Origin of the sequence: Pseudarthrobacter sulfonivorans (assembly GCF_014712225.1) — a bacterium.
Classification (GTDB): domain Bacteria; phylum Actinomycetota; class Actinomycetes; order Actinomycetales; family Micrococcaceae; genus Arthrobacter; species Arthrobacter sulfonivorans.
In genome coordinates this window covers 173,542-193,821 of sequence record NZ_JACXBW010000003.1, presented here as the reverse complement: position 1 = coordinate 193,821, position 20,280 = coordinate 173,542, and the positions used below count along the sequence as shown (strand labels likewise).

26 protein-coding genes and 1 riboswitch are annotated in these 20,280 nt (G+C 65.7%); of the genes, 12 read left to right on the top strand and 14 right to left on the bottom strand.

Translation table 11 applies throughout. The features are described from left to right. Nucleotides 1-6: 6 nt before the first annotated feature. Nucleotides 7-396, top strand: a complete 390-nt coding sequence (locus IAQ70_RS05315; RefSeq protein ID WP_190988265.1) for a hypothetical protein — start codon at nucleotides 7-9, stop codon at nucleotides 394-396. 2 nt (nucleotides 397-398) lie between these two features. Here the strand turns inward: IAQ70_RS05315 and IAQ70_RS05310 are convergent, their stop codons facing one another. After that, a complete protein-coding gene (locus IAQ70_RS05310; protein WP_190988264.1) occupies nucleotides 399-719 on the bottom strand; it encodes a chorismate mutase in 321 nt (106 codons plus the stop codon). A 19-nt stretch (nucleotides 720-738) separates the two neighbouring features. Here IAQ70_RS05310 and IAQ70_RS05305 point away from each other — a divergent pair, with 19 nt between their 5' ends. Then, entirely contained in the window at nucleotides 739-1,161 is a 423-nt protein-coding gene (locus IAQ70_RS05305) for a VOC family protein (RefSeq protein ID WP_190988263.1), read from the top strand. Nucleotides 1,162-1,212: 51 nt separating this feature from the next. On the opposite strand, the gene IAQ70_RS05300 is transcribed toward IAQ70_RS05305, so the two are convergent. Further along, nucleotides 1,213-1,962 (bottom strand): SOS response-associated peptidase, encoded by a 750-nt coding sequence (locus IAQ70_RS05300; protein WP_190988262.1) that lies wholly within the window; start codon nucleotides 1,960-1,962, stop codon nucleotides 1,213-1,215. A 119-nt stretch (nucleotides 1,963-2,081) separates the two neighbouring features. Between IAQ70_RS05300 and IAQ70_RS05295 the strand changes: the two genes are divergently transcribed. The 3 genes from IAQ70_RS05295 to IAQ70_RS05285 all read left to right on the top strand — a co-directional run bounded on the left by IAQ70_RS05295 (nucleotide 2,082) and on the right by IAQ70_RS05285 (nucleotide 4,187). After that, nucleotides 2,082-2,339 (top strand): mycoredoxin, encoded by a 258-nt coding sequence (locus IAQ70_RS05295; RefSeq protein WP_131133128.1) that lies wholly within the window; start codon nucleotides 2,082-2,084, stop codon nucleotides 2,337-2,339. Between the two features lie 85 nt (nucleotides 2,340-2,424). After that, complete coding sequence (locus tag IAQ70_RS05290) at nucleotides 2,425-3,510, top strand: S-(hydroxymethyl)mycothiol dehydrogenase (RefSeq protein ID WP_190988261.1); 1,086 nt, start codon at nucleotides 2,425-2,427, stop codon at nucleotides 3,508-3,510. Then, complete coding sequence (locus IAQ70_RS05285; RefSeq protein WP_317983587.1) at nucleotides 3,507-4,187, top strand: MBL fold metallo-hydrolase; 681 nt, start codon at nucleotides 3,507-3,509, stop codon at nucleotides 4,185-4,187. Before IAQ70_RS05290 ends, IAQ70_RS05285 begins: the two co-directional genes overlap by 4 nt. A 20-nt stretch (nucleotides 4,188-4,207) precedes the next feature. On the opposite strand, the gene IAQ70_RS05280 is transcribed toward IAQ70_RS05285, so the two are convergent. Next, complete coding sequence (locus IAQ70_RS05280) at nucleotides 4,208-4,987, bottom strand: lipoate--protein ligase family protein (protein ID WP_407682564.1); 780 nt, start codon at nucleotides 4,985-4,987, stop codon at nucleotides 4,208-4,210. A 1-nt stretch (nucleotide 4,988) separates the two neighbouring features. Between IAQ70_RS05280 and IAQ70_RS05275 the strand changes: the two genes are divergently transcribed. Beyond that, nucleotides 4,989-5,369, top strand: coding sequence for a DUF2177 family protein (locus tag IAQ70_RS05275; protein WP_223858924.1), 381 nt, complete (start codon nucleotides 4,989-4,991; stop codon nucleotides 5,367-5,369). A gap of 119 nt (nucleotides 5,370-5,488) precedes the next feature. After that, on the top strand, nucleotides 5,489-6,193 hold the full coding sequence (locus IAQ70_RS05270) for an endonuclease/exonuclease/phosphatase family protein (protein WP_190988474.1): 705 nt from the start codon (nucleotides 5,489-5,491) through the stop codon (nucleotides 6,191-6,193). Nucleotides 6,194-6,282: 89 nt separating this feature from the next. On the opposite strand, the gene IAQ70_RS05265 is transcribed toward IAQ70_RS05270, so the two are convergent. Beyond that, on the bottom strand, nucleotides 6,283-7,086 hold the full coding sequence (locus IAQ70_RS05265; RefSeq protein WP_190988259.1) for a thioesterase family protein: 804 nt from the start codon (nucleotides 7,084-7,086) through the stop codon (nucleotides 6,283-6,285). A gap of 162 nt (nucleotides 7,087-7,248) precedes the next feature. Between IAQ70_RS05265 and IAQ70_RS05260 the strand changes: the two genes are divergently transcribed. Then, complete coding sequence (locus IAQ70_RS05260; RefSeq protein ID WP_190988258.1) at nucleotides 7,249-7,926, top strand: endonuclease/exonuclease/phosphatase family protein; 678 nt, start codon at nucleotides 7,249-7,251, stop codon at nucleotides 7,924-7,926. Between the two features lie 6 nt (nucleotides 7,927-7,932). Here IAQ70_RS05260 and IAQ70_RS05255 read toward each other — a convergent pair whose 3' ends face one another. Together IAQ70_RS05255 and IAQ70_RS05250 are read right to left on the bottom strand one after the other, a co-directional pair. Further along, complete coding sequence (locus IAQ70_RS05255; protein ID WP_190988257.1) at nucleotides 7,933-8,466, bottom strand: NUDIX domain-containing protein; 534 nt, start codon at nucleotides 8,464-8,466, stop codon at nucleotides 7,933-7,935. A 54-nt stretch (nucleotides 8,467-8,520) separates the two neighbouring features. Continuing rightward, nucleotides 8,521-8,721: a DUF1918 domain-containing protein gene (locus tag IAQ70_RS05250; RefSeq protein ID WP_190988256.1), complete on the bottom strand. Its 201-nt coding sequence runs from the start codon at nucleotides 8,719-8,721 to the stop codon at nucleotides 8,521-8,523. 73 nt (nucleotides 8,722-8,794) lie between these two features. Here IAQ70_RS05250 and IAQ70_RS05245 point away from each other — a divergent pair, with 73 nt between their 5' ends. Then, complete coding sequence (locus IAQ70_RS05245) at nucleotides 8,795-9,301, top strand: metallophosphoesterase family protein (RefSeq protein ID WP_190988255.1); 507 nt, start codon at nucleotides 8,795-8,797, stop codon at nucleotides 9,299-9,301. A gap of 178 nt (nucleotides 9,302-9,479) precedes the next feature. Next, on the top strand, nucleotides 9,480-10,325 hold the full coding sequence (locus IAQ70_RS05240; protein ID WP_190988473.1) for a glucose 1-dehydrogenase: 846 nt from the start codon (nucleotides 9,480-9,482) through the stop codon (nucleotides 10,323-10,325). A gap of 18 nt (nucleotides 10,326-10,343) precedes the next feature. Here the strand turns inward: IAQ70_RS05240 and IAQ70_RS05235 are convergent, their stop codons facing one another. The 5 genes from IAQ70_RS05235 to IAQ70_RS05215 all read right to left on the bottom strand — a co-directional run bounded on the left by IAQ70_RS05235 (nucleotide 10,344) and on the right by IAQ70_RS05215 (nucleotide 13,557). Then, nucleotides 10,344-10,784: a DUF1810 domain-containing protein gene (locus IAQ70_RS05235; RefSeq protein ID WP_190988254.1), complete on the bottom strand. Its 441-nt coding sequence runs from the start codon at nucleotides 10,782-10,784 to the stop codon at nucleotides 10,344-10,346. A gap of 27 nt (nucleotides 10,785-10,811) precedes the next feature. Continuing rightward, a complete protein-coding gene (locus IAQ70_RS05230; protein WP_407682563.1) occupies nucleotides 10,812-11,348 on the bottom strand; it encodes a DNA alkylation repair protein in 537 nt (178 codons plus the stop codon). Continuing rightward, the gene (locus tag IAQ70_RS05225; protein ID WP_190988253.1) at nucleotides 11,345-11,710 is read right to left on the bottom strand and encodes a TraR/DksA family transcriptional regulator; all 366 of its coding nucleotides are present in this window, start codon (nucleotides 11,708-11,710) and stop codon (nucleotides 11,345-11,347) included. The genes IAQ70_RS05230 and IAQ70_RS05225 overlap by 4 nt, the downstream gene beginning before the upstream one ends. 103 nt (nucleotides 11,711-11,813) lie before the next feature. After that, nucleotides 11,814-13,100 carry an aggregation-promoting factor C-terminal-like domain-containing protein gene (locus IAQ70_RS05220; RefSeq protein ID WP_190988252.1) on the bottom strand — a complete coding sequence of 429 codons (1,287 nt, stop codon included), beginning with the start codon at nucleotides 13,098-13,100 and terminating at the stop codon, nucleotides 11,814-11,816. Between the two features lie 37 nt (nucleotides 13,101-13,137). Next, the gene (locus IAQ70_RS05215) at nucleotides 13,138-13,557 is read right to left on the bottom strand and encodes a nuclear transport factor 2 family protein (protein ID WP_190988251.1); all 420 of its coding nucleotides are present in this window, start codon (nucleotides 13,555-13,557) and stop codon (nucleotides 13,138-13,140) included. 360 nt (nucleotides 13,558-13,917) lie between these two features. Then, nucleotides 13,918-14,082, top strand: a riboswitch (cyclic di-AMP (ydaO/yuaA leader). Between the two features lie 3 nt (nucleotides 14,083-14,085). On the opposite strand from IAQ70_RS05215, the gene IAQ70_RS05210 reads away from it, so the two are divergent. Continuing rightward, a complete protein-coding gene (locus tag IAQ70_RS05210; protein ID WP_190988250.1) occupies nucleotides 14,086-14,895 on the top strand; it encodes a C40 family peptidase in 810 nt (269 codons plus the stop codon). Nucleotides 14,896-14,961: 66 nt separating this feature from the next. On the opposite strand, the gene IAQ70_RS05205 is transcribed toward IAQ70_RS05210, so the two are convergent. Together IAQ70_RS05205 and IAQ70_RS05200 are read right to left on the bottom strand one after the other, a co-directional pair. Next, nucleotides 14,962-15,933 carry a dienelactone hydrolase family protein gene (locus IAQ70_RS05205; RefSeq protein WP_190988249.1) on the bottom strand — a complete coding sequence of 324 codons (972 nt, stop codon included), beginning with the start codon at nucleotides 15,931-15,933 and terminating at the stop codon, nucleotides 14,962-14,964. A gap of 81 nt (nucleotides 15,934-16,014) precedes the next feature. Beyond that, nucleotides 16,015-16,908 (bottom strand): ribonuclease Z, encoded by an 894-nt coding sequence (locus IAQ70_RS05200; RefSeq protein WP_190988248.1) that lies wholly within the window; start codon nucleotides 16,906-16,908, stop codon nucleotides 16,015-16,017. 130 nt (nucleotides 16,909-17,038) lie between these two features. On the opposite strand from IAQ70_RS05200, the gene IAQ70_RS05195 reads away from it, so the two are divergent. Then, entirely contained in the window at nucleotides 17,039-18,247 is a 1,209-nt protein-coding gene (locus tag IAQ70_RS05195) for a globin domain-containing protein (protein ID WP_190988247.1), read from the top strand. Between the two features lie 16 nt (nucleotides 18,248-18,263). Here IAQ70_RS05195 and ribA read toward each other — a convergent pair whose 3' ends face one another. After that, on the bottom strand, nucleotides 18,264-20,198 hold the full coding sequence (gene ribA / locus IAQ70_RS05190; protein ID WP_190988246.1) for a GTP cyclohydrolase II RibA: 1,935 nt from the start codon (nucleotides 20,196-20,198) through the stop codon (nucleotides 18,264-18,266). Nucleotides 20,199-20,280: the final 82 nt, after the last annotated feature.

The following is a 20,280-nucleotide window of genomic DNA, read 5'->3' as shown; positions in this document are numbered from 1 at the left end:
TGTGGCATGAGCTCCCAAAGCGCACTCCTCAAGCACGTAAGCATCAAAGCCGAGGACGAAACCCTCGTGGCAACCTTTGATATCGACGGCAACATACCGGGAGCGGGTGCGTACGTAGTAGGGCTCGTGGCGGCCAGCCCTGACTACTCGTCCCAAAGACGGCTGGGCATTGAGTTCATGAACGGGGAGGCAATCGCCTTCTACTCGTTCAGTCACGATCAGAGCGCCGAAGAAAATTATGATCTTGATGGCGTGACACACTCCGGCAATACCATCACGGGGAATTTTCCCCTCGCCGCAGTCCACGGCCTGGGCAAGGGGCACGTCATGTCAGCCTTCAGCGAGGCTGACGGCCGGGAATTCCAGTCCGGCGTCGCCGTCGAGGAAGCGCTCTAGCTTCAGCTGTTTTCTTTGTGGACCTTCATCTCGAGTTCGATGAAACCCGAGATCATGGCCCGGTACGTGGATTCCACGATGTCCGGATCAATGTCCTTCTTTTCCGCGGCTCCGCGAACGTGCGCAATCACCCGCTCCACCCGGCCCGGGGCGCGGACTTCAGCGTCGTCCCCCTTCAGGGTTCCGGCGATCCGGATCAGGCGTTCACGCCGCGCAATGAGCGTGACAATCTGCTCGTCGACTTCATCGACCGCAATCCGAACGGCAGCGAGCTGCTCTTTGTCGGCCAATGCTTCCCGATCGTTTCCTTGAATTGTTGCCATCTTCTGACAGTATCGAAGCATGCAGCCCAGAGTCGACTTCATCTCACTAGGCGTTCGCAGCGTTGACGCCTCCCGCCGCTTCTACGTTGAAGGCCTCGGCTGGCCAGTGCGCCGGGAACACGCCGGCGATGTGGTGTTCATCCAGGCCAACCACGGACTGATCCTTTCCCTGTGGGACGCCGGGCAGATGCACGCCGAAGCGGGCGTAGGTACCCCCGGACCGGTTCCGTGCATCACCCTCAGCCACAACCTTCCCAGCACGGAGGACGTGGACCGGGTGATGGCCGAAGCCCGCGCCGCCGGCGCTGAGATCGTGGCCGAGCCTGTCACCCAGCCCTGGGGCGGGTACAGCGGCTATTTTGCCGATCCGGACGGCTTCCGCTGGGAGATTGCGTACAACCCCACCTGGGCAGTGGACGACGACGGCAAGGTCACCGTCTAGGGGCACAGTCACCGTCCAGGACCGGTCACCGCCTGGACGGGCGTCACCTGTCTAAAACAGGGCCTCCACGGGACGGATGAGTTCCGGGGAATTGTTGCGCACGTTCCCCACCTCGCGGCCCACTGAATCCACGTGCCAGTCGGCGGCAACATCCTTCACATGGGCGCGGACAAGGTCCACAAGGAAGGCTGCGTCGTCGATCTGCGGGTCGAGCCACGAGGCCATGGTTGCCCGGTCCATGGGCAGCGGCACCCGGTCATGCAGCTCGGTGAGCTTGCCGAACACCGTGGACTCGGCACCCGGGGGCGGAGTATCCGCGGTGAGGATGGAGGTGGAGAGCATCCACCTGCCCGGATCGCCGTCGGCCTTGGACGGGTCCTTCCACCATTCGTACAGGCCGGCAAACACCAGGCCGCTTCCGGATCCCGGATGGACGTAGTACGGCTGCTTGGCCTTGCCGGTCCCCTGCTTCCATTCGTAGTACCCGTCCGCGGGCACAGCACAGCGACGTGACTTCACGGCCTTGCGGAAGGCAGGCTTCTCCAACACGCTCTCGCTCCGGGCGTTGATCATCCTGGCGCCAATGCCCGGATCCTTCGCCCACGAGGGCACCAGGCCCCAGCGGGCCACGTGCAGCTGCCGGACCGCTTCATCGTCAATGAGCCGCTCCAGGACAATCGGGACATCGTCCGTCGGCGCCACGTTCCATGACGGCGGAAGCTGCACTTCATCCTCAAGCCGGGCGTCAAAATCGGCCAGCAGGTCACCCACGGCCCGGGCCATCACATAGCGTCCACACATGGCACCAGCATGCCATCACCGTTAAGGACTGTCATCCGCCGGCGCAGCAACAGGGAATAGTCCGCCAAGGGTTACCGTTGAGAAGAAGGAATCCCCCTCAACGAATACAGGAGAGCTCCGTGGACTTTACCCCCGAGAACGGCACCATCACCATGTTTTCCACCACCTGGTGCGGCTACTGCAACCGGCTGAAGAAGCAGCTGGACGCGCAGGGCATCGGCTACACGGAAATCAACATCGAAGAGGTGGAGGGCACCGCCGAACTCGTGGAGCAGCTCAACGGCGGCAACCAGACCGTCCCCACTGTGCTCTTCCCGGACGGCACCGCCGCCACCAATCCGTCAGTTGCCGAGGTAAAGAGCCGTCTCGCAGCCTAAGTCCGGCAGCTGATGTGGTAGACAGAACGGGACCAACCTCAGGGGTTGGTCCCGTTTTTGTCTATCTGCATTGAGGGAGCCTTCCGTGGTCCATAAAGTCAAAGGTGTCGTTGCCCGCTCCAAGGGCGCCCCGGTCACTCTGGAGACCGTCCTGGTCCCGGAACCGGGTCCGGGCGAGGCCCTGGTGGACATCCTCACCAGCGGCGTCTGCCACACTGACCTGCACTACAAACTGGGCGGCATCAGCGACGACTTCCCGTTCCTCCTGGGCCACGAGGCCACCGGCGTGGTCAGCGCCGTGGGTCCGGACGTCACCAACGTCGTCCCGGGCGACCGCGTGGTCCTGAACTGGCGGGCCGTCTGCGGCGAATGCCGCGCCTGCAGCAGGGGCGAAGCCCAGTACTGCTTCAACACCCACAACGCCACCCAGAAGATGACCCTCGAGGACGGCACCGAGCTCTCCGCCGCCTTGGGCATCGGCGCGTTCATCGAGAAGACCCTCGTCGCTGCCGGGCAGTGCACCAAGGTGGATCCCGACGCCGACGCTGCCGCCATCGGCCTGCTCGGGTGCGGCGTGATGGCGGGACTCGGTGCCGCCATCAACACCGGCGGGGTCAAGCGCGGCGATTCGGTCGCTGTGATCGGCTGCGGCGGCGTGGGGGTGGCCGCCATCGCCGGCGCCGCGCTCGCAGGCGCGACCACCATCATCGCCGTCGATATCGATGCCAAGAAACTGGAACGCGCCTTGGAACTCGGCGCCACCCATGCCGTGGACTCCTCGGCATCGGACCCGGTGGAGAAAATCCGGGAACTCACCGGCGGCTTCGGCGCTGACGTGGTGATTGACGCCGTCGGCCGTCCGGAAACGTACAAGCAGGCGTTCTACGCCCGCGACCTCGCCGGCACCGTGGTGCTGGTGGGCGTCCCGACGCCGGACATGACCCTGGAACTGCCGCTGCTGGATGTCTTCGGCCGCGGCGGCTCGCTGAAGTCCTCCTGGTACGGCGACTGCCTGCCGTCCCGGGACTTCCCCATGCTGATCAGCCTCTACCAGCAGGGCAAGCTCGACCTGGACGCCTTTGTGACCGAGCGGATCACCATCGACCAGGTGGAGGAAGCGTTCGAGAAGATGCACTCCGGTTCGGTGCTGCGATCGGTGGTGGAGCTGTGACCGCGGCTTCCTCGCCGGCAGCAGGCACCGACGGCGGTCCGCTGCGGATCGACCGTCTGGTCACCTCCGGGACGTTCTCGCTCGACGGCGGCACCTGGGATGTGGACAACAACGTCTGGATCGTGGGCAACGACGCCGAATGCGTGGTGATTGATCCGGCGCACGATGCCAAGGCTGTTGCCGCGGCGGTGGGTGACCGGAGGCTCAAGGCGATCCTGCTCACGCACGGCCACGACGACCACATCCGTTCGGTGGGCGACTTCTGGGACCTTGTCCAGGCCCCCATCCACCTGCACGAGGCCGACTGGATGCTCTGGAAGAGTGTCTACCCGGACGTGGAACCGGACGTCCGCATCAACCACGGTGACGTGCTCGAAGTGGCGGGAGCGAGCTTGACGGCTCTGCACACCCCGGGGCATTCGCCGGGTTCGGTGTCCTTCCACCTGGCTGACGGTCCCGACGGCGAGGGGACGGTTTTCAGCGGCGACACCCTCTTCCAGGGCGGCCCCGGAGCCACGGGCAGGTCCTACAGCAACTTCCCCACCATCATCGAGTCGATCAGGACGTGGCTGCTGCCGCTCCCGGCCGAAACGGTGGTCCGGACCGGGCACGGCGACACCACCACCATCGGAGCCGAAGCCCCGCACCTGGATGAATGGATCGCCCGGGGCCACTAGGGCCCGACCACCGAAGCGGGCTACGCTTCCCTGCTGTACACGCGGCTGAAGTCAGCGTGGCAGAGGGTGGCGTGGCCCGCGTAGGCGGCAATTACCGCGTCCTCAACGGCCTGGACTGTCAGCCCCGGCACAAGATCGTCGGCCGCCCCGGCGGTGGCCGGGTCCCAGTCAAGGCCCAGCGCCGCATAGCTGTCCGTGAGGACGGCGCGGATGGGGGCGGAGTTTTCCACCACGATCACCGAACTGAACAGCCAGCCGCCGCTCACCACACGCTGCGCCGTGCCGACGAGTTTGATCCGGTGGGTCGGATCCGCTGGGTGGGTGCCATGGACGCTGAACTCGCCGGGGCAGTACTCGCCGGGGATCTCGCCGACGGCGGCCTGCACGCCGGCGTCCCGCAACGCCTGTGCCAGGAGCTCGCCAAAGAAACCGAACCGGCTTTTGGAGCCGGCAATGGCGTCTGCGTCCGGCATGACGTGGTCAACCACCAAAGTGCCCTCATGATAGGCGGCGGCGCGGCCTCCCGCCTTCCGCACCAGGGGCTCGAAGCCGTGGTCCCGGCAGGCCTGCGCAGCCGCCTCGAAGCCCGGCAGGCGGGTGTCCCGCTGGCCGAAAGCAACAGTCGGGGCGGGCCGGTACAGCCGGAGGGTGGGACCGATCCCGCCGGTCTTGGCCAGGGTCAGCAGTTCCAGGCCGAATTCCAGATCCCTCCCGGCGCCAAGAGTATGGTCCTGCCGCACCACGGTGAGCGTCCGGTCGGCCTCGACGTCCTGCATTTTGCTAAGCTCCCTTATGGTCATAATGCAATTCCTTGTCGTGGCCGCGGCGTTCGCGGTCATCGACTCCATCTGGCTCAAGCTGATGAACCCGTTCTACCGCAGCCACATCGGTGACCTGCTCGCTGACAAGCCCCAATTAGGTTACGCCGTGGCTTTCTATGTCATGTACATAGCGGGGATTCTCTTCTTCGCCCTGCGGCCGGCGCTCGACGGCGGCAGCTGGCTGACCGCCGTCGGCTACGGTGCCGCGCTGGGCGCCTTTGCCTACGCAACGTATGACCTCACCAACGCCGCCACCCTCAAGACATGGCCGCTGCAGCTCATTGTGGTGGACATTCTCTGGGGAGCCGCACTGACCGGGCTGTCCACGCTCGCCGGCTGGCTCGTGTTCCGGTCCACCTGACCGGGCTCCCGGCAAAAGCTACCTGACACGCACGGACTATGACGTACCGTCACCCGCCGGGTGGCTAAACTCAGAACCCGGCGGTACCCCCACACTCCTCCAGGAGAGGCAATCCACTGATACGAGTCATTAGCTATAACCTTCGCAAGCACAAGGCCAGCGGGGAACTCGTGGCCCTGGCCCGGGACTTCGCTGTCGATGCGCTCTGCCTGCAGGAGTGCGACACAACTGACCTGCCGGACACCCTGGGTCACCTCCAACTGGCCGATTCGACCAAAGGAAACCGGCTGGGGCTGGCCATCTACTACCGGCCGGACCGGTTCACCGCGCACGGCACCAATACCTTTGCGCTGAAGAAGTCCCTGCACGACATGGTTCTGGCGCCGGCACATGAACGGCTCATCGGCACGCGTGTGCGGGACAACGAGACTGACCACGAACTCGTCATTGCTTCCTTCCATGCGGCGCCGCTGACAGCCACCAACTCGCTGCGGCGCAACCAGATCAAGGCGGCCCACAAGGAACTGCTCGGCATGGGTTCCGGCCTGATGACCCTGATGGCGGGTGACTTCAACTACCCGTTCTTCACCAAGAACCTCACCGAACACATGAAGGATTCCGGGTACGAGCTCTCGCTCAGCAACCGCAGGACCTACACGCGGTACAAGGTGTTCAAGGGGCACTTCGACTTTGCCACCTCACTGGGACTGAACATCGAGAACGTCGAGACGCTGCCACGTGGCGCGTCCGATCACCTGCCCATCCTGGTGACCGCCGAATACGGTCAGGATTCCACCCCGGCGCAGGAGCCCCCTGCCTCCTGACTGCTTGGCCAGGAACGGATTAGCCGGCCGCGGCCCTGCAGAAGAATCCCAAGCACGGCCCGTCGGGCCCGTCAGCTCCGTCAGGTCCGTCAGGTCCGGCGCAGGGTCAGGATCTGCTCCGCACGGCCGAAAGGTCCCTGAAGGTCGTGGAGGACAGTGGAGGTAAGTCCGATCCCATCGGTACCGAAGGAAACGGCGTTGTCCAGGCCAAGCCATTCGCCCCCGGGCCGGCGGTACATGTGGATCTGCAGGTCCAGATTGGGAAAGGCGTAACTGCCCTCGCCCGGGGCGACCCTGGCCGCGATTCCGTTGGCGGTGTCCACCAGGCCCATCAGGCGGGTGAAGTCGCTGCTGTCCGCCACGTCCGTCAGGGGATGCTGGGTGCGCAGCCAGACCGTTCCTGCTCCGTCCCGGTGCCCTTCAGCCACGCGCATCTCAAGGGACCGGATATACCCGCCCGGCCAGATGGCGGCGCCATCGAACGGTTTACAGTCCTCCGGCGCAGGAATGGCGGCATCCTCGACGGCGGCCACCGCGGCCGTGTCACTGGTGATCATCCGCCACGCAGTGGCCCTGATCGCCACACGGCCGCTGGCAACCAGCTCTGCCTGCAGCAACTCGATGGTCCGGCCCGGACGAAGCGTGGTGGTTTCTATGTGGCATTCGCCGCCGGGAATCAGCCCGAGGATCTCGTAGCTGAGCCGGGCCATCCGCATGTCTGCGCGGGGTTCGTGCCGCTCCAGGCTGTCAGCCATCAGGCCGGCGGCGGGCGCCATGTGCTGTTCATGCTCGTTCCAGGCGCCCTGGGCGTGAATCGTTGAGCGGAACCGGCCGCTGCCCAGCGACTGATAGTAGAAAGTCCCGTGGGCAAGTTCAGGCAGTTCCTTGGTCAACGTTGGCCCCTTCTGACATGTCTGGGTGAATGATGATTAACTCTAGTATGTGCCGGGCCCCGGGGTGCTGAACTGAACAAAGTACCGGCGCCCGCGGCCCCCTTTCGGACTAGACTCGGAAATTGGGTCCCGTCAGTGACCTCGAAGCGAGGTGTTCCACGCATGCGCGTCATCAGCTACAACCTCCGTAAGCACAAAGCGAGCGGCGAGCTGCTCGCGCTTGCACGGAATTTCGCCGTCGACGCGCTGTGCCTGCAGGAAGTGGACGCCGCCGAGCTGCCGGAAGCGCTCGGTCCGCTACGCCTCGCCGATACCACCAAGGGCAACCGACTGGGACTGGCCATCTACTACCGGACGGGCCGGTTTACCGCCGTGGACACGCAATCCTTTGCGTTGAAGAAGTCAGTGCATGACAGGGTCCTGGCACCGGCCCATGAGCGGCTGATCGGTACCCGCGTGGTGGACAACGAGACCCAGCACGAGCTGGTCATCGGTTCGTTCCATGCGGCTCCCCTCACTGCATCCAATTCGCTGCGGAGAAAGCAGATCCATGCTGCCCACGCGGAACTGCTCAGCATGGGCAGCGGCCTGATGACGCTGATGGTGGGTGACTTCAACTATCCGTTCTTCACCAAGAACCTGCACGCGCACATGAAGAACTCGGGTTACGCCTTATCCCTCAGCAACCGCCGGACGTACACCCGCTACAAGGTGTTCAAGGGGCATTTCGACTTCGCCACCTCGCTGGGCCTGGATATTGCCAGCGTGGAAACCCTCCCGCGGGGCAAGTCGGACCATCTGCCCATCCTGGTCAATGCGGAGTACGGCAAGGATTACTGACGGTCCCTACCGACTCCGCCCGGCCCGGTCAAGAAGGCGTGGCTGCAGGTGCGGCCAGGCTTGCGCGAAGCCGGGGTGCAGTTCCTTCCTGCCCATCTCCCCCAACGGCACCCATTGGAGCTCGAGGCTTTCCGGATCACTGATCACGGGTTCAAACGGTTCAATCACCAGGACCGCAACGGTGGTGTACGTCCAGTAGCCGACGTCCAACACGGAGGTGAAAAGCACATCAACGCCATCCGCCGGCACTGCTGCTTCCTCGTAGGCTTCCCTGAGGGCGCCCGTGACGGCATCCTCGCCGTGATGAAGGGCGCCGCCGGGCAGTCCCCAGGTTCCGCCGTTGTGGCTCCACAGTGCGCGGTGCTGGAGAAGTACCCCCTTGTAGGGGTCGTACGCCAGCACGCCGGCCGCACCGAACCTGCCCCAAAACCGGCCGCGGTCCCCCTCCACCCAGGCGTCGCCCGGGTCCCGCGGACCACGCAGGACCGGGGGAACGCGGGAACTCGCATCAGCGGACGTGGCAGCCTGAAAATGGTCCATGCCCCAAGTCTGACAGGTGTCCGCCCATCCCCGCATGCGGCACGACGTCACGTGTCAGCCGGCCTGGCCTGCGTGCCCGCGTTCGACGGCGAAATCACCGCCGGGATACATGACCGTTTCGTGTCCGTCGTCGAAGCGGACCAGGTACGGCGGATGGCCTGCGTCGCCCCGCACTTCCACGATCACCCCGTGCCGGTCGGATGATCCGACAGTCCTGCCCCGGACGATAATCCTGTCCCCTTGAGTTGCCTCCATGGCAATCACCTCCAAGCCCCAGAGTACGACTCGGCGGCAGGCAGTAACAGGGGCTGCGTGGCAGGATTCAGATATGCCGCTTCGCCTCCTCCTCGTTTCAGACACCCATGTCCCCACGCGCGCCCGGGAACTGCCCGCCCAGGTGTGGGCCGCCGTCGAAAGCGCGGACGTGGTGTTCCACGCCGGCGACTGGGTGAGCGCAGGAGTGCTGGACGAGTTCGAACGGCGGAGCCGGCGCCTGGTGGCGGTCTACGGCAACAATGACGGACCGGAGCTCCGCCGGCGGCTTCCCGAGTCAGTGAACGTGGTGCTGGAAGGCGTGCGGTTTGCCGTAGTCCACGAGACCGGCACGGCAAAGGGCAGAAATGAACGTGCGGAGGCACTGTTCCCGGATACCGATGTGCTGGTTTTTGGCCACAGCCACATCCCGTGGGACACAACCTCACCGCGGGGACTGCGGCTGCTCAACCCGGGCTCGCCCACGGACCGCCGCCGCCAGCCTGTCTGCACGTACATGACCGCAATAGTTGATGGTGGACTTCTGCGGCAGGTGGAGCTGGCGGAGGTCCGCAGGGACTGAACAGGGGGTTGGCAGCCACAGCGCTGAGTGTCTAGGGTGGGAACATAAGCTTGCTTACCTTTTTGGTGCGGGCCGCCACCGCCCGCTGCAAGTGCACCCGACCGCTAGTACGCCTGACAGGAGGATTGCCATGACGGATCAGTACACCTTCCGAAACCCGGTGACAGCCTAAGAGAAGATTTCGCCGCCCGAGCAGCACCAGCCGGAACCGGGACTGGATGCAGGGCTTGAACCGAAAGCCGACCTGGGTGAGCAAAGCTACCGCGGGACCGGCCGGCTGGAGGGGCGCAAGGCCATCGTGACCGGAGCCGACTCCGGAATCGGGGCGGCGACGGCCATCGCCTTTGCCCGCGAAGGAGCGGACGTTGTGCTGTCCTACCTGCCCGAGGAGGAAGAGGACGCCGCGCGGATCGCCGGCCTGATTGAGGCAGCGGGGCGTAAAGCCGTCAAAGTGCCCGGCGACCTGAAGGATGCAGCCGCATGCCGCGACCTGGTGGACACCGCCGTCGCGGTCCTGGGCGGGCTGGACATCCTGGTCAACAACGCCGGCAAACAGGTGGCGCAGGAGGACATCGCGGACATCACCGATGAGCAGTTCGACCACACGCAGAAGACCAATGTGTACGCCATGTTCTGGCTGACGAAGGCCGCCGTCCCGCACCTGCCCCCTGGCTCGACCATCATCAACACCACGTCCATCCAGGCGTACAACCCGTCCCCCACACTGGTGGATTACGCCACCACCAAGGCAAGCATCAACAACTTCACCAAGGGACTCGCCCAGCAGCTCGCCCCCAAGGGCATCCGGGTCAACGCCGTGGCGCCGGGTCCCATCTGGACGCCGCTGCAGGTCAGCAGCGGGCAGCCGAAGGAAGAACTGCCTGAGTTCGGCCAGTCCACTCCCCTGGGCCGGGCCGGCCAGCCCGCCGAACTCGCCCCGGCATATGTGTTTCTTGCCTCCGCAGAGTCCAGCTATGTGGTGGGCGAGACACTGAACGTCAACGGCGGCACGCCTTCGCCGTGACCGCTGGCCGGCGCCGGCTCAGTCCCTGGCCGCGGCGAGCAGTTCATCGGTGGCGGGATCGGGTTCGCCGTCGAAGAACTGTGCCAGCACCGTCTTGAAAACGGTCTCGCCAGGTGCTGCGCGGAGGAACAGCGTCATGGAGGAGCGCAGTTTTTTCGCATCAATGCCGCCCAGGATGTCGACGGCGGTACGGCCGGTGTGGGTGGCCACGGCGGTGCTGCACTCGAGCAGCCGTGGCCCCAGAACGTCGTGCTTGAGGTAGGCCTGGGCTTCCGCCAGGGAGGTGATGGCGAATTTCACGGACACAGGGCTGCTGCCGAGGCCGGCGATCTGCGGAAAGATGAACCACATCCAGTGGCTGCTCTTGTTGCCGAGCTGCAGCTCTGAAAGGGCCTGCCCGTAGGTCCCGCCGCTGTTCTGCGCTTCAACAAAGCGTTCCAGGTTGTACGGGTTGGTCATGGCCTTCTCCTTTTGTTGGTGATGATCTCAGACTGTACGGGCTGTCATGTCAGCGGTCAGGGCCGCGGCGCGGCGGACCCACTCGTCAGGGTCCTGGCTCCAGCGCGCGATCACCACGTTGGCGCGTTGCCGGTCGGTGCCTTCCAGCGCCGCGAGCAGGGGAACCATGACGTCGGCGATCAGGGGGTCAATCAACTCGGCAGTGTGCGCTGACCGGATGAAGCCCTCGAGCCTGGTCAGGTCGGAGTGGCGCAACAGGGCAACGCGGGACTGCAGCAGCACGACGGCGGCGAGCCGACGCTCATAGACGGCCCGCCTGCCCGGTCCGGGCTGGCCCCAGAGCTGCGAGGCCAGTGCTGTCACGTCGTCGTGGCCAAGGCCCTTGAACTTCGTACCAGCGTCCCGGACAGTGCCCCGCACGGCTCCCACAGATGCCCCATAGGAACTGAGGGCCCCGCCCACGCGTGACTCCACTTCCTCTGCCCGGTACCAGGTGCCTTCATTCTGCAGCGTGGCATCGATGAAGCCGGCAGCGTCCTGCACTGTTTGATTCACTGGCGTCACCTCCGGCCTTGGCGTCCTGCCGCGGCATGCTCGATGCAGTAAGGGGTCCAGGGCCTGGCCTCCAGGCGGCCTTCGGCGATGGGGCCTCCGCAGACGGCGCACACCCCATATGTGCCGTCCGAAATTCTGCGCAGCGCGGCTTCGACTTCGGCCAGTCCGGCGCTGCTCTGGTTCAGCAGCGCCGACGCCTGCGACAATTCGAAGGCAATGGTGGCGCCCTCCGGGTCATGTTCATCATCCACATTGGAGTCCTGGCGGGCCGCATTGGCCAGCGTGATGTCCGCTCGGAGCGCCGGAAGCAGCGCCAGTTTCCGGCCCCGCTCTTCCTCCAGCATGATCCGGAACCGCTCAAAATCAGCCATGGGAAAAGCCTATCGCCGTCCTCCCCCCGTCCCTTCATTCCGCGGTCGGGACGCCGGTTACGGTGGACAGACGGCAACCGGATCAACGCGTCACAGCGGGCTGTCAGTACCAGTTCTTGATTACGGAGTGGTTCCAGGCGCCGCAGGGAGATCCGTAGCGGTTCAGGATGTAGGCAAGCCCCCATTCGACCTGGGTGCGGTAGCTGGTGAGCCAGTCGCTGCCTGCGCTCGCGTATTTGCTGGCCGGCAGGGCCTGCGCGATGCCATACGCCCCGGAGTCCGGGTTGGTGGCCGTGGTCAGCCAGTTGGATTCCTTCGTCCACAGCTGCGCCAGGCACTGGAACTGGTCCTGGCCCCAGCCGAAGGCGGAAAGCCGCCCGGCGGCGTAATTCCTCGCACCGGCGGGATCATTCACCGCGCCACCGGGAACGGAAGGTACGACGACGGGCGGCAGAGTCGGCGCCGGACTTTCAGCGGGCGGTACTGGAACGGGGACTCCGGCGGCCGGGTCCCGGGGTGCCGGGTTCGCCGGGGCCTGGGCAGCAGCCTTGGCCGCGGCATCAGCCTGCCGGCGTGCCTGCTCCTCCGCTGCCGCCCGCTTGGCGGCCTGGGACAGCTCGTAGGCAGCCTGGGCAGCCTGGCCTTTCCGGAATTCTCCTTCCACTGCTGCGCTGGTTCCCTTGAGTGAGGCGAGTTGGGCGGTGAGTTCATCACTGTGCTTCTGTTGCTCCGCGACCTGCCGCGGCATAGCACGCTGGGCTTCCTGGGCTGAGCCCAGCTTGGCTTCGGCAACGCCAGCGAGCCGTTCGCGCTCGGTCTTCGCGGCACGCTCCTGCTCGGCCAGCGCCGCCGAGATTCGTTCCGACTCTGCCGATTTGTGGACCAGTATCGCCGTCTTGTCACTGATGATCCGGACGATGTCCAAGCCGTGGAGGCTGTTGGTCTGCATGGCATCGAGCGCCGCGAAAAAGCCCATATTTGTGCCCCCGGTCTTGTAGGACTGCACGGCGAGGGCCCCGATCTCCTTCTTGTGCCGGCTCGATTCCTCCTGGGCCTGGGCCACCTGCGCGGCCAGGGCCTCCACCCTGGAACTGGCTGCCTGAAGAGCGGACTGTGCCACAGCGTACTCGGCAGCAGCGGTTACGGCGGCATTGCCCAGCGCCTCGGCCTGGGCCTGCAGCCCACCGAGCAGATCCGCGATTCTGGTGACTTCAGCGGCCGTGCCAGCCTCACTTTGCTTGGCCTTCTCCACATCCTGCCAGGAAGGAAACCCACCGGGAGGAGCCTCGTCTGCGGCGTGCGCAGGCAGCAAGGAAAACGATGCGGCCACGGCGAGGGCAAGTATTGCCGTGAGACCGGGCAGCCGCGAATTTCGCACAAACGGGGACATAGTTCGTGAGCTTACCGGGCAAAACGCCGCGGCGGGGCTAACCGGCGCCGGTGCGGGGTCGACGTCCGGACAACGACTGGACCGCCTGTTCAATATCGATCCAGTCGCGTTCGACGTCTTCCAGATACAGCCGGGCGGCAGTAATCAGTCCGCCTTCCACTTCGAACAACGCCACCCCCCGCACCTGAAACGGCTGGCCGTCCGAGCGGGTGCCAGTCCACTTCCATTCGACCCAGGTGGTGTTTCCGTCGTCCACCGTGCGCATCACTTCTGAACGGAAGTTCGGGATCCCGGCGAACATTGCCTCCCAGTTGGCGTGCATCTGCGCCCGTCCGACGAAGGCCCGCCCGGGATGGGCAGGCTGTTCGCTTCGGTAGTCCTCGTGGAAGAGCGCCGCGGCCGCTTCAAGGTCGTGGGCATTAAGCGCCGTAAAAAGCTGATCCAGAACATCGCTCATGGCGTCCCTCACTTGCCTGCAGAACCACACCGACTGCTGTCCGGCGACCCGGTCGCAGCCACCGGGAAGGGGCACTCTCTATCCATTATCGGTGCCTTGAAGGCCGTCCGGCATCTTAATTTTGAGACACAACGATCAGTTAGATGACCCAACCGGGCATATACGGATCCCGGCCGGTGACCTGCATCGTCGTGCCTTACGGACGAAGAATCCAGCAACTCGGCCAGGTGAATTCCGGCCCTACATTCCGTTATCGGAATGTGACATTGGCGAAAAGCAGCAGCTATGGTCGTTCGGTGCCCTGGTTCAAAGCCGGGACATTCCCGTCAGTATGCCGAGCCCTGCCACTGACCCGGGACCCCAGACGCAATGCAACTGGCAGGGACGGGGGAACCACGTTTCCACGGCCTATTGAGGCCTTGGGGTTAAGTCGGCATTCGTCCCGTCCCTAACGACGGCGATCCCGGCCGGGTCTCTCCAACCCGAACCCGACAGCTCACCCCGCAGGCATGGGAGAGGCAATCAACCATGTCCAAGAAGTACACTGCCGCACGCCACCGTGCAGCCACCACCACCACGTCCCGCGCCCTGATGATCGGACGGCCGGCCCTTGTAGTCGCTGCCGCATCCGGTCTGTTTTTCGGCGTCAGCGCCCCGGCTCACGCCGGCGTCCACGGACCTGACGATTCCGGAACAGCCAATGCACAGGGCCAGGTCAGCGCACCGGCCGCAGCCGTGACTCCGGCCCCTGCAGCGGCAGCAGCCAATGTCCACACCGTCGTTTCCGGCGACACCCTCGGCCAGATCTCCGCGGCTAACGGCGTTGCACTCAACGACGTCCTGGCCGCCAATGGCCTGTCGCTGGCGTCCATCATCTACCCGGGCAACCAGATCCAGATCCCCGGCGCCGGGCAGGCCGTCGCGGCCCCGGCTCCGGCTCCCGTAGCCAAGGCCGCCGCGGCCCCGGCCGCGCCCACCAACACCGGCATCAAGCTGGCGTCAACCTCCGCTCCGGCCCAGGCCCCTACCGGCTCAGCCGGCTCGGCAATCCTGGCCAACGCCTACTCCCAGCTCGGGGTACAGCAGGACTGCACCGCCATGGTGGAGAAGGCACTGCGTTCCGTCGGCAAGAGTGTTGGAGACCTGGCCCCGGGCCAGTTCTTCCAGTACGGCAGCGTTGTTGGCACGCCCGCCCCGGGTGACCTGGTGATCACCGCCGGCCACGTCGGCGTCTTCGCCGGCAACGGCCAGGTTGTCAGCGGCGGCGTGGACGGTTTCAAGACCGAGGTCCACTCCATCAGCTGGCTCCAGGGCGCATCCTTCGTCCGCGTAGCGTGATCCCGGCCGGCTGGACGGCGGCGCGCGGCACCCAGCCGCCCGCCGTCGTCGGCCGCTGCTGCACACTCACACGTGCTGCCCGAACCAGGACAGCATGTCATTCCAGGCAGCAGTCGCCTGGGTCTGGTCATAGCGTTCCCCGGTGTCATTGTGGAAGGCGTGGTCCACGCCCGGGTAGACAGTGAGCTGATGCGTCACAGTGGTGGCGTCGAGGGCATCGCGGAGGGCCGGCATCGCGCCGGTAATCCGCTTGTCGAGTTCGGCGTACACCCCGAATACGGCAGCTTTGATGGCCGGCACCTTGTTGAGGTCCGGGCCCGGCCCGTAGAACGCCGCGGTGGCTTTCAGGCCGGGCAGCTCCGTAGCCGCCTGCCAGGTGATCCCGCCGCCGAAACAGTACCCGTTCATGGCGATGCGTCCGGAGTCCACAAAGTCCTGGGCCTGCAGGTAATCAAAGGCCGCAGCGAAGTCGGCAACGTGCCGGGCTGTCCCGGCACTGGTCAGTGCGCCGGAAACGGCGTCCGAATCAAGGCTGGCGGTGCCTCCTTCCCTGCTCAGTAGGTCCAGGGCCAGCGCCGCGTAGCCGGCCTTGGCGAAGCGGCGCGCCACGTCCTGGATATGCGGGGTCAGCCCGCGGTTTTCGTGGCAGATCAATACAGCCGGGCCCGCTGCACCGGAGTCCGGCCGGGCGAGGTAACCACTGATGTCGGTGCCGCCGGCGGCGAACCGGACTGTCGCCGTCGTCAATCCTGCGGCACCTTCGGGAACGGACAGCGGGCTCTTCGCCCCAAGCACCGGTCCCGTAGATGCGGCACCCGTGCCCGCCGTCGGGGCTGAGGGCGTGGGCATAGGGTCGGTGCTGCGCGGGACTTCCTCCGGCGTGCACCCCACCAGCAACATCGCGGCCGACGCCGCGGCCATGCTGCCCGTGATGAAGGCGACCCGCCGGGTGAAGGTGCGCTGCGTCATTGCACCGGCACGGTAATCATCGAAGAACTCCTCGATCAGGTACCGTTCAAACTTTCCAAGCCGGACCATGGCAAGCCTCCTCGCGTGAGGCTCATATCCTGCTCCGAAGCACGCCGTACGGCAAGGGGCGCGCAACATTTCCGGCCCCTCCTAGGGCAGCTGCCGCCGTTTCGGAAAGGCGATCCGGTCCAGGTCCTTGGCGGCGATGACTGCAGAGCTGCCGGCACGGCCCCGCGCCTGCCCCTCGAGCAGGGTGACGTCGTCACCGTACCGCGAGGAGAAGTGGGTCAGGATCAGCGTGCCGACGGCGGCGCCGGCCGCCAACTCCCCGGCCTGCCCGGCGGTCAGGTGCGAGTACTGCGTGGCGAGCCCGCCGTCGTCGTCACTGAACGTTGACTCTGCCACCAGGAGATCCACCCCGTCCGCCAGCTCCTCGGCACCCCGGCAAGGCGCCGTGTCCATCACAAAGGCGAAGCCCTGCCCCGGACGGGGAACGCTCACATCGACCAGGCGCACACCGCCAAAAGCCCCCTCACGCTGCAGGCGACCCACCTCAGCGCCCTGGATCCCGGCGGCAGCAAGCCTGTCCGGCAGGAGGCGGCGGCCATCTGGTTCTTTCAGCCTGTAGCCGTACGTTTCAATTCGGTGCTTCAGCGGCTGCACCTCCAGGCCTGAGGCGATGGCTCCGCCGCCCCCGTGCGGGTACAGCCTCAGGTCAATTCCGGGCGTGCTGACGGACACCAGCGCACGGACCACGTCCTCCCCCGATGCCGGGTAATGCAGGTGGACTGGATGACTCACGCCGTCCAGCGCCATCCGGGAAAGCACGCCCGGCAGCCCAAAGCAATGGTCACCGTGCACATGCGTGAGGCAGATCCGCGTGATCTGCGAGGCAGATACCCCCGCGTGGATCATCTGCCGCTGCGTGCCCTCGCCGGGATCAAAAAGCAGGCCCTCACCATCCCACCGCAGCACGTAGCCGTTGTGGTTACGCGTCCGGGTGGGGACCTGCGAAGCAGTGCCGAGGACAACGAATTCACGCATGGAACCGAGTTTCCCACCAGAGCCTGGCTACAGCCATAAGTCCCTTCTCCGGGCGTGGCGCGACTGCTACATTGGCTCGGCCAAGCCGGTTCACTGCTGGGTTCTGCCGGTAATAACGGAAGGACGCACCATGCTCTCTGACTCTGCCCGCCCCGTCATCAAGGCAACGCTGCCTGTGGTGGGTGAAAACATCGAAGAAATCGCCAAACGGTTCTACAAACACATGTTCGGGGCGAGGCCGGACCTGCTCGACGGCCTGTTTAACCGCGGAAACCAGGCCGACGGCCGCCAGCAACAGGCGCTGGCCGGATCAATCGCCGCCTTCGCCACCTACCTCGTGGATAAGCCGGACCAGCTGCCGGACCACTTGTTGTCCCGCGTGGCCCACAAGCACGTCTCGCTGGGCCTGAGCCCGGAGCAGTACCAGATCGTCCACGACCACCTGTTCTGGGCCATCGTGGACGTGCTCGGGGACGCTGTCACCCCTGAGGTCGCGGCGGCCTGGGACGAGGTGTACTGGCTGATGGGGAACCTGCTGATCAACAAGGAACGCGGCCTCTATGGCGCGGTGCATCTTTCCCCGGAAACCATCTGGCGCACCTGGCGGGTGGCCCGGCGCATCCAGGAGACGGCCGACGTGGTCACTTTCGTGGTGGAAAGGACTGATGAACGGGACGTGAAGCCGTCCCTGCCCGGGCAGTACGTGACCATCAGGATGCCCATGAAGGATGGCGTCCATCAGCCGCGCCAGTACAGCCTGACCCGCGCCGATGACGGGCAGCACCGGCATTTCGCGGTCAAAAGGGTCCATGGGCTCGCCACCCCTGACGGCGAGATGTCCAACCTCCTGCACCAGGACGTCAACGTCGGCGATGAAGTGGTGCTTTCAGCCCCGTTCGGTGATGTGGTGCTGGAATACACCGACAGGCCTGTGGTGCTGGCCAGCGCCGGCATCGGCATCACCCCCATGGCCGGGATGCTCTCCCACCTCGTGAAGGCTGGCTCGCAGCGCCAGGTGATGCTCCTGCACGCTGACGACAGTCCGGAGTCGTTTCCACTCCGTCAGCAGGTCACCGAGGACATCGGCCGGCTGCCTGAGGGATCCCTGCACAGTTGGTTCGTGAACCCGGCAGAGGATCAGGGCCCGTCCGGCTCAACGTTCCAGGGGTTCATGGACGTCAATGCCGTGGAGCTGCCGCTGGACGCCGAATACTACCTCTGCGGGCCGCTGCCGTTCCTGCAGGCGGTGCGGAGCGCCCTGATCGCCAAGGGCGTTCCGGCCAAGGACATCCAGTACGAGGTGTTCGGCCCGGACCTGTGGCTCGCTGACTTCCAGTAAAGCGGAACCGGGCCGGCTAGAACTGTTCTGCCGGAATCGTAAACCCTAGGTCCAGGAGCCCCCTGCCCGCCTGTTCCAGGATGGGGTCCATGGTCAGCGAAGCGTGGTTGAGCAGCACGTTGACGTCTCGCTGGATCCGCTGGAGCGGGTGCGTCAGGCGGTGCACGCTGCCGCCTGAGCCGGTCAGGATGAGCCGGACTGCCTCGGCCGAGGCCTGGCCGCTGAGGCCGAGGGAGAGCCGGTACCGTGCGCGCTCCTCATCTGTGAACGCAACAGGCCGGCGTCCAAAAGACGCGGAGACCACGCTGACGGCTTCCTCCCAGTGCAGGCGTGCGGTGGCAACCTGTCCGTACGCCTGGGTGAACCGGGCCTGGGCAAGAGGCGAATCCGCCTGGCGTTTCTCCACGGTCTGCTTGACCCTGCGCACCATCATCAGGTTGCGGAACTCTTCGAGTGCGTGCTCCGCAGCCCCGAGGGCGGCTGCCGGCGCGACCATGTTCAGGAACGTGGCCATGGGGATGTGGATGCTGGGATCCGGGTGGATGAAGCTTCCCGGGTTGTCAGCGGCTGCCAGCAGATTCCACTCGAGGGCACGGTGCGCCGGGACGAAGAGGGCCTCAGCCCGGAGATCGTTGCTGCCGGTGCCCCGCAGGCCGGCCGTGTGCCAGACGTCCAGCAACTCGAGCTCCGCCATCGGGACCAGGCACTGCAGGCGGACGTCGCCGTGCCGGACTGCCAGGAGCGCCCAGTCAGAATGCATCACGCCGGAGGCAAAGCTCCAGCGGCCGGAAATGGCGAACCCGCCGGGGACCTTCTCCGCTGATCCGGGAGGGGCTCCGGTTGCCGCGGCCAAGGGGGCGGGGCCGTTGGCGAATACTTCGTCCTGGGCTTGCTGCGGCCAGCGGGCCAGCATCCACACGTGTTCCACAAGGTGGCCGACGCTCCATGCGGTTGAGGCGTCACCCTGCGCGAGGCGGCGGACCACCTGCACATAGGTTTCGAGCCCCATTCCGAATCCGCCCACGGCCTTCGGCGCGAGCATCTGGAAGACACCTGCGGCTTTCAGTTCGGCAATGGTTGCGGCCGGGATGCGGCGGAGCTCTTCGGTTTCCCCCGCACGCTCCCGCAACCGCGGAACCAGGGCGTCCACCCGGGCCAGCAGCTCGTCATGCGTCGGAACCGCGGCGGCGGCCCCGGGGAGGTCCGCGGCCGGGAGGTCGATGGCCGGGAGGGCGACGGCCGGGCGGTCGATGGCCGGGAGGGCGACGGCCGGGAGATCCGCGGCCGGGAAGTCGATGGTATGCCCGGTGTGGTTCCGCTTTGCTGCCAGGTAAAGCCGGTTGGCTTCGGACAGGTGCACACCCGTGGGGACCTGCTCCGTCACATCAACGCCCAGGGCTGTCAGCTGGCCTACCTTGTCCGGGTTGTTGGTCAGGAGGCGGATCCGGCCGGCGCCGAGGGCGCCGAGCATCTGGGCGGCGGCAGTGTAATCCCGCTCGTCCTCCGCGCGCCCCAGTGCCACGTTGGCTTCGTAGGTGTCCAGGCCGGCGTCCTGCAGGGCGTACGCGTCAAGTTTCGAGTACAGGCCGATGCCGCGCCCCTCCTGGCGGAGGTACAGCAGGAAACCTCCGACGGCGGCAATCTCCTCGACAGCTTCGCGCAGCTGGGGACCGCAGTCGCAGCGCTCGCTGCCGAAGACGTCGCCGGTCAGGCATTCGCTGTGCAGCCGGACGAGCGGTGCGGCACCGTCCGGTCCTTGGTCCAGGAGCGTCTGCTCCCACTGGCCGAGTCCAAGCAGGAGGTGTTCCTTGCCGTCGGCCAGTCCGTGGAAGGTCATCACCTCGGCCGTGGCGGTGAAACCATCCGGAAAGCGCAGCGGGACGGTGACCTGGCTGCGCACGGCGGCAGGTTGTTCATATGGCCGCGCGACGGTCTCGGTCAGGACGGTCATATGTGCTCCTCGGGAGGTCGGAACGAAAGTACTTGAATGTTGAAGTAAATAGTAGTGCCGATGAGTTCACGATGCAAGTGAT

Bases quoted from the DNA above. Each gene is read 5' to 3' on its own strand.
- IAQ70_RS05220 (WP_190988252.1), bottom strand. From the start codon at position 13,100: ATGTCCCCGTTTGTGCGAAATTCGCGGCTGCCCGGTCTCACGGCAATA.
- IAQ70_RS05275 (WP_223858924.1), top strand. From the start codon at position 4,989: ATGCAATTCCTTGTCGTGGCCGCGGCGTTCGCGGTCATCGACTCCATC.
- IAQ70_RS05200 (WP_190988248.1), bottom strand. From the start codon at position 16,908: ATGCGTGAATTCGTTGTCCTCGGCACTGCTTCGCAGGTCCCCACCCGG.
- IAQ70_RS05315 (WP_190988265.1), top strand. From the start codon at position 7: ATGAGCTCCCAAAGCGCACTCCTCAAGCACGTAAGCATCAAAGCCGAG.
- IAQ70_RS05235 (WP_190988254.1), bottom strand. From the start codon at position 10,784: ATGACCAACCCGTACAACCTGGAACGCTTTGTTGAAGCGCAGAACAGC.
- IAQ70_RS05205 (WP_190988249.1), bottom strand. From the start codon at position 15,933: ATGGTCCGGCTTGGAAAGTTTGAACGGTACCTGATCGAGGAGTTCTTC.
- IAQ70_RS05210 (WP_190988250.1), top strand. From the start codon at position 14,086: ATGTCCAAGAAGTACACTGCCGCACGCCACCGTGCAGCCACCACCACC.
- IAQ70_RS05245 (WP_190988255.1), top strand. From the start codon at position 8,795: ATGCCGCTTCGCCTCCTCCTCGTTTCAGACACCCATGTCCCCACGCGC.
- IAQ70_RS05300 (WP_190988262.1), bottom strand. From the start codon at position 1,962: ATGTGTGGACGCTATGTGATGGCCCGGGCCGTGGGTGACCTGCTGGCC.
- IAQ70_RS05225 (WP_190988253.1), bottom strand. From the start codon at position 11,710: ATGGCTGATTTTGAGCGGTTCCGGATCATGCTGGAGGAAGAGCGGGGC.
- IAQ70_RS05260 (WP_190988258.1), top strand. From the start codon at position 7,249: ATGCGCGTCATCAGCTACAACCTCCGTAAGCACAAAGCGAGCGGCGAG.
- IAQ70_RS05195 (WP_190988247.1), top strand. From the start codon at position 17,039: ATGCTCTCTGACTCTGCCCGCCCCGTCATCAAGGCAACGCTGCCTGTG.
- IAQ70_RS05280 (WP_407682564.1), bottom strand. From the start codon at position 4,987: ATGACCATAAGGGAGCTTAGCAAAATGCAGGACGTCGAGGCCGACCGG.
- ribA (WP_190988246.1), bottom strand. From the start codon at position 20,198: ATGACCGTCCTGACCGAGACCGTCGCGCGGCCATATGAACAACCTGCC.
- IAQ70_RS05305 (WP_190988263.1), top strand. From the start codon at position 739: ATGCAGCCCAGAGTCGACTTCATCTCACTAGGCGTTCGCAGCGTTGAC.
- IAQ70_RS05215 (WP_190988251.1), bottom strand. From the start codon at position 13,557: ATGAGCGATGTTCTGGATCAGCTTTTTACGGCGCTTAATGCCCACGAC.
- IAQ70_RS05310 (WP_190988264.1), bottom strand. From the start codon at position 719: ATGGCAACAATTCAAGGAAACGATCGGGAAGCATTGGCCGACAAAGAG.
- IAQ70_RS05250 (WP_190988256.1), bottom strand. From the start codon at position 8,721: ATGGAGGCAACTCAAGGGGACAGGATTATCGTCCGGGGCAGGACTGTC.
- IAQ70_RS05255 (WP_190988257.1), bottom strand. From the start codon at position 8,466: ATGGACCATTTTCAGGCTGCCACGTCCGCTGATGCGAGTTCCCGCGTT.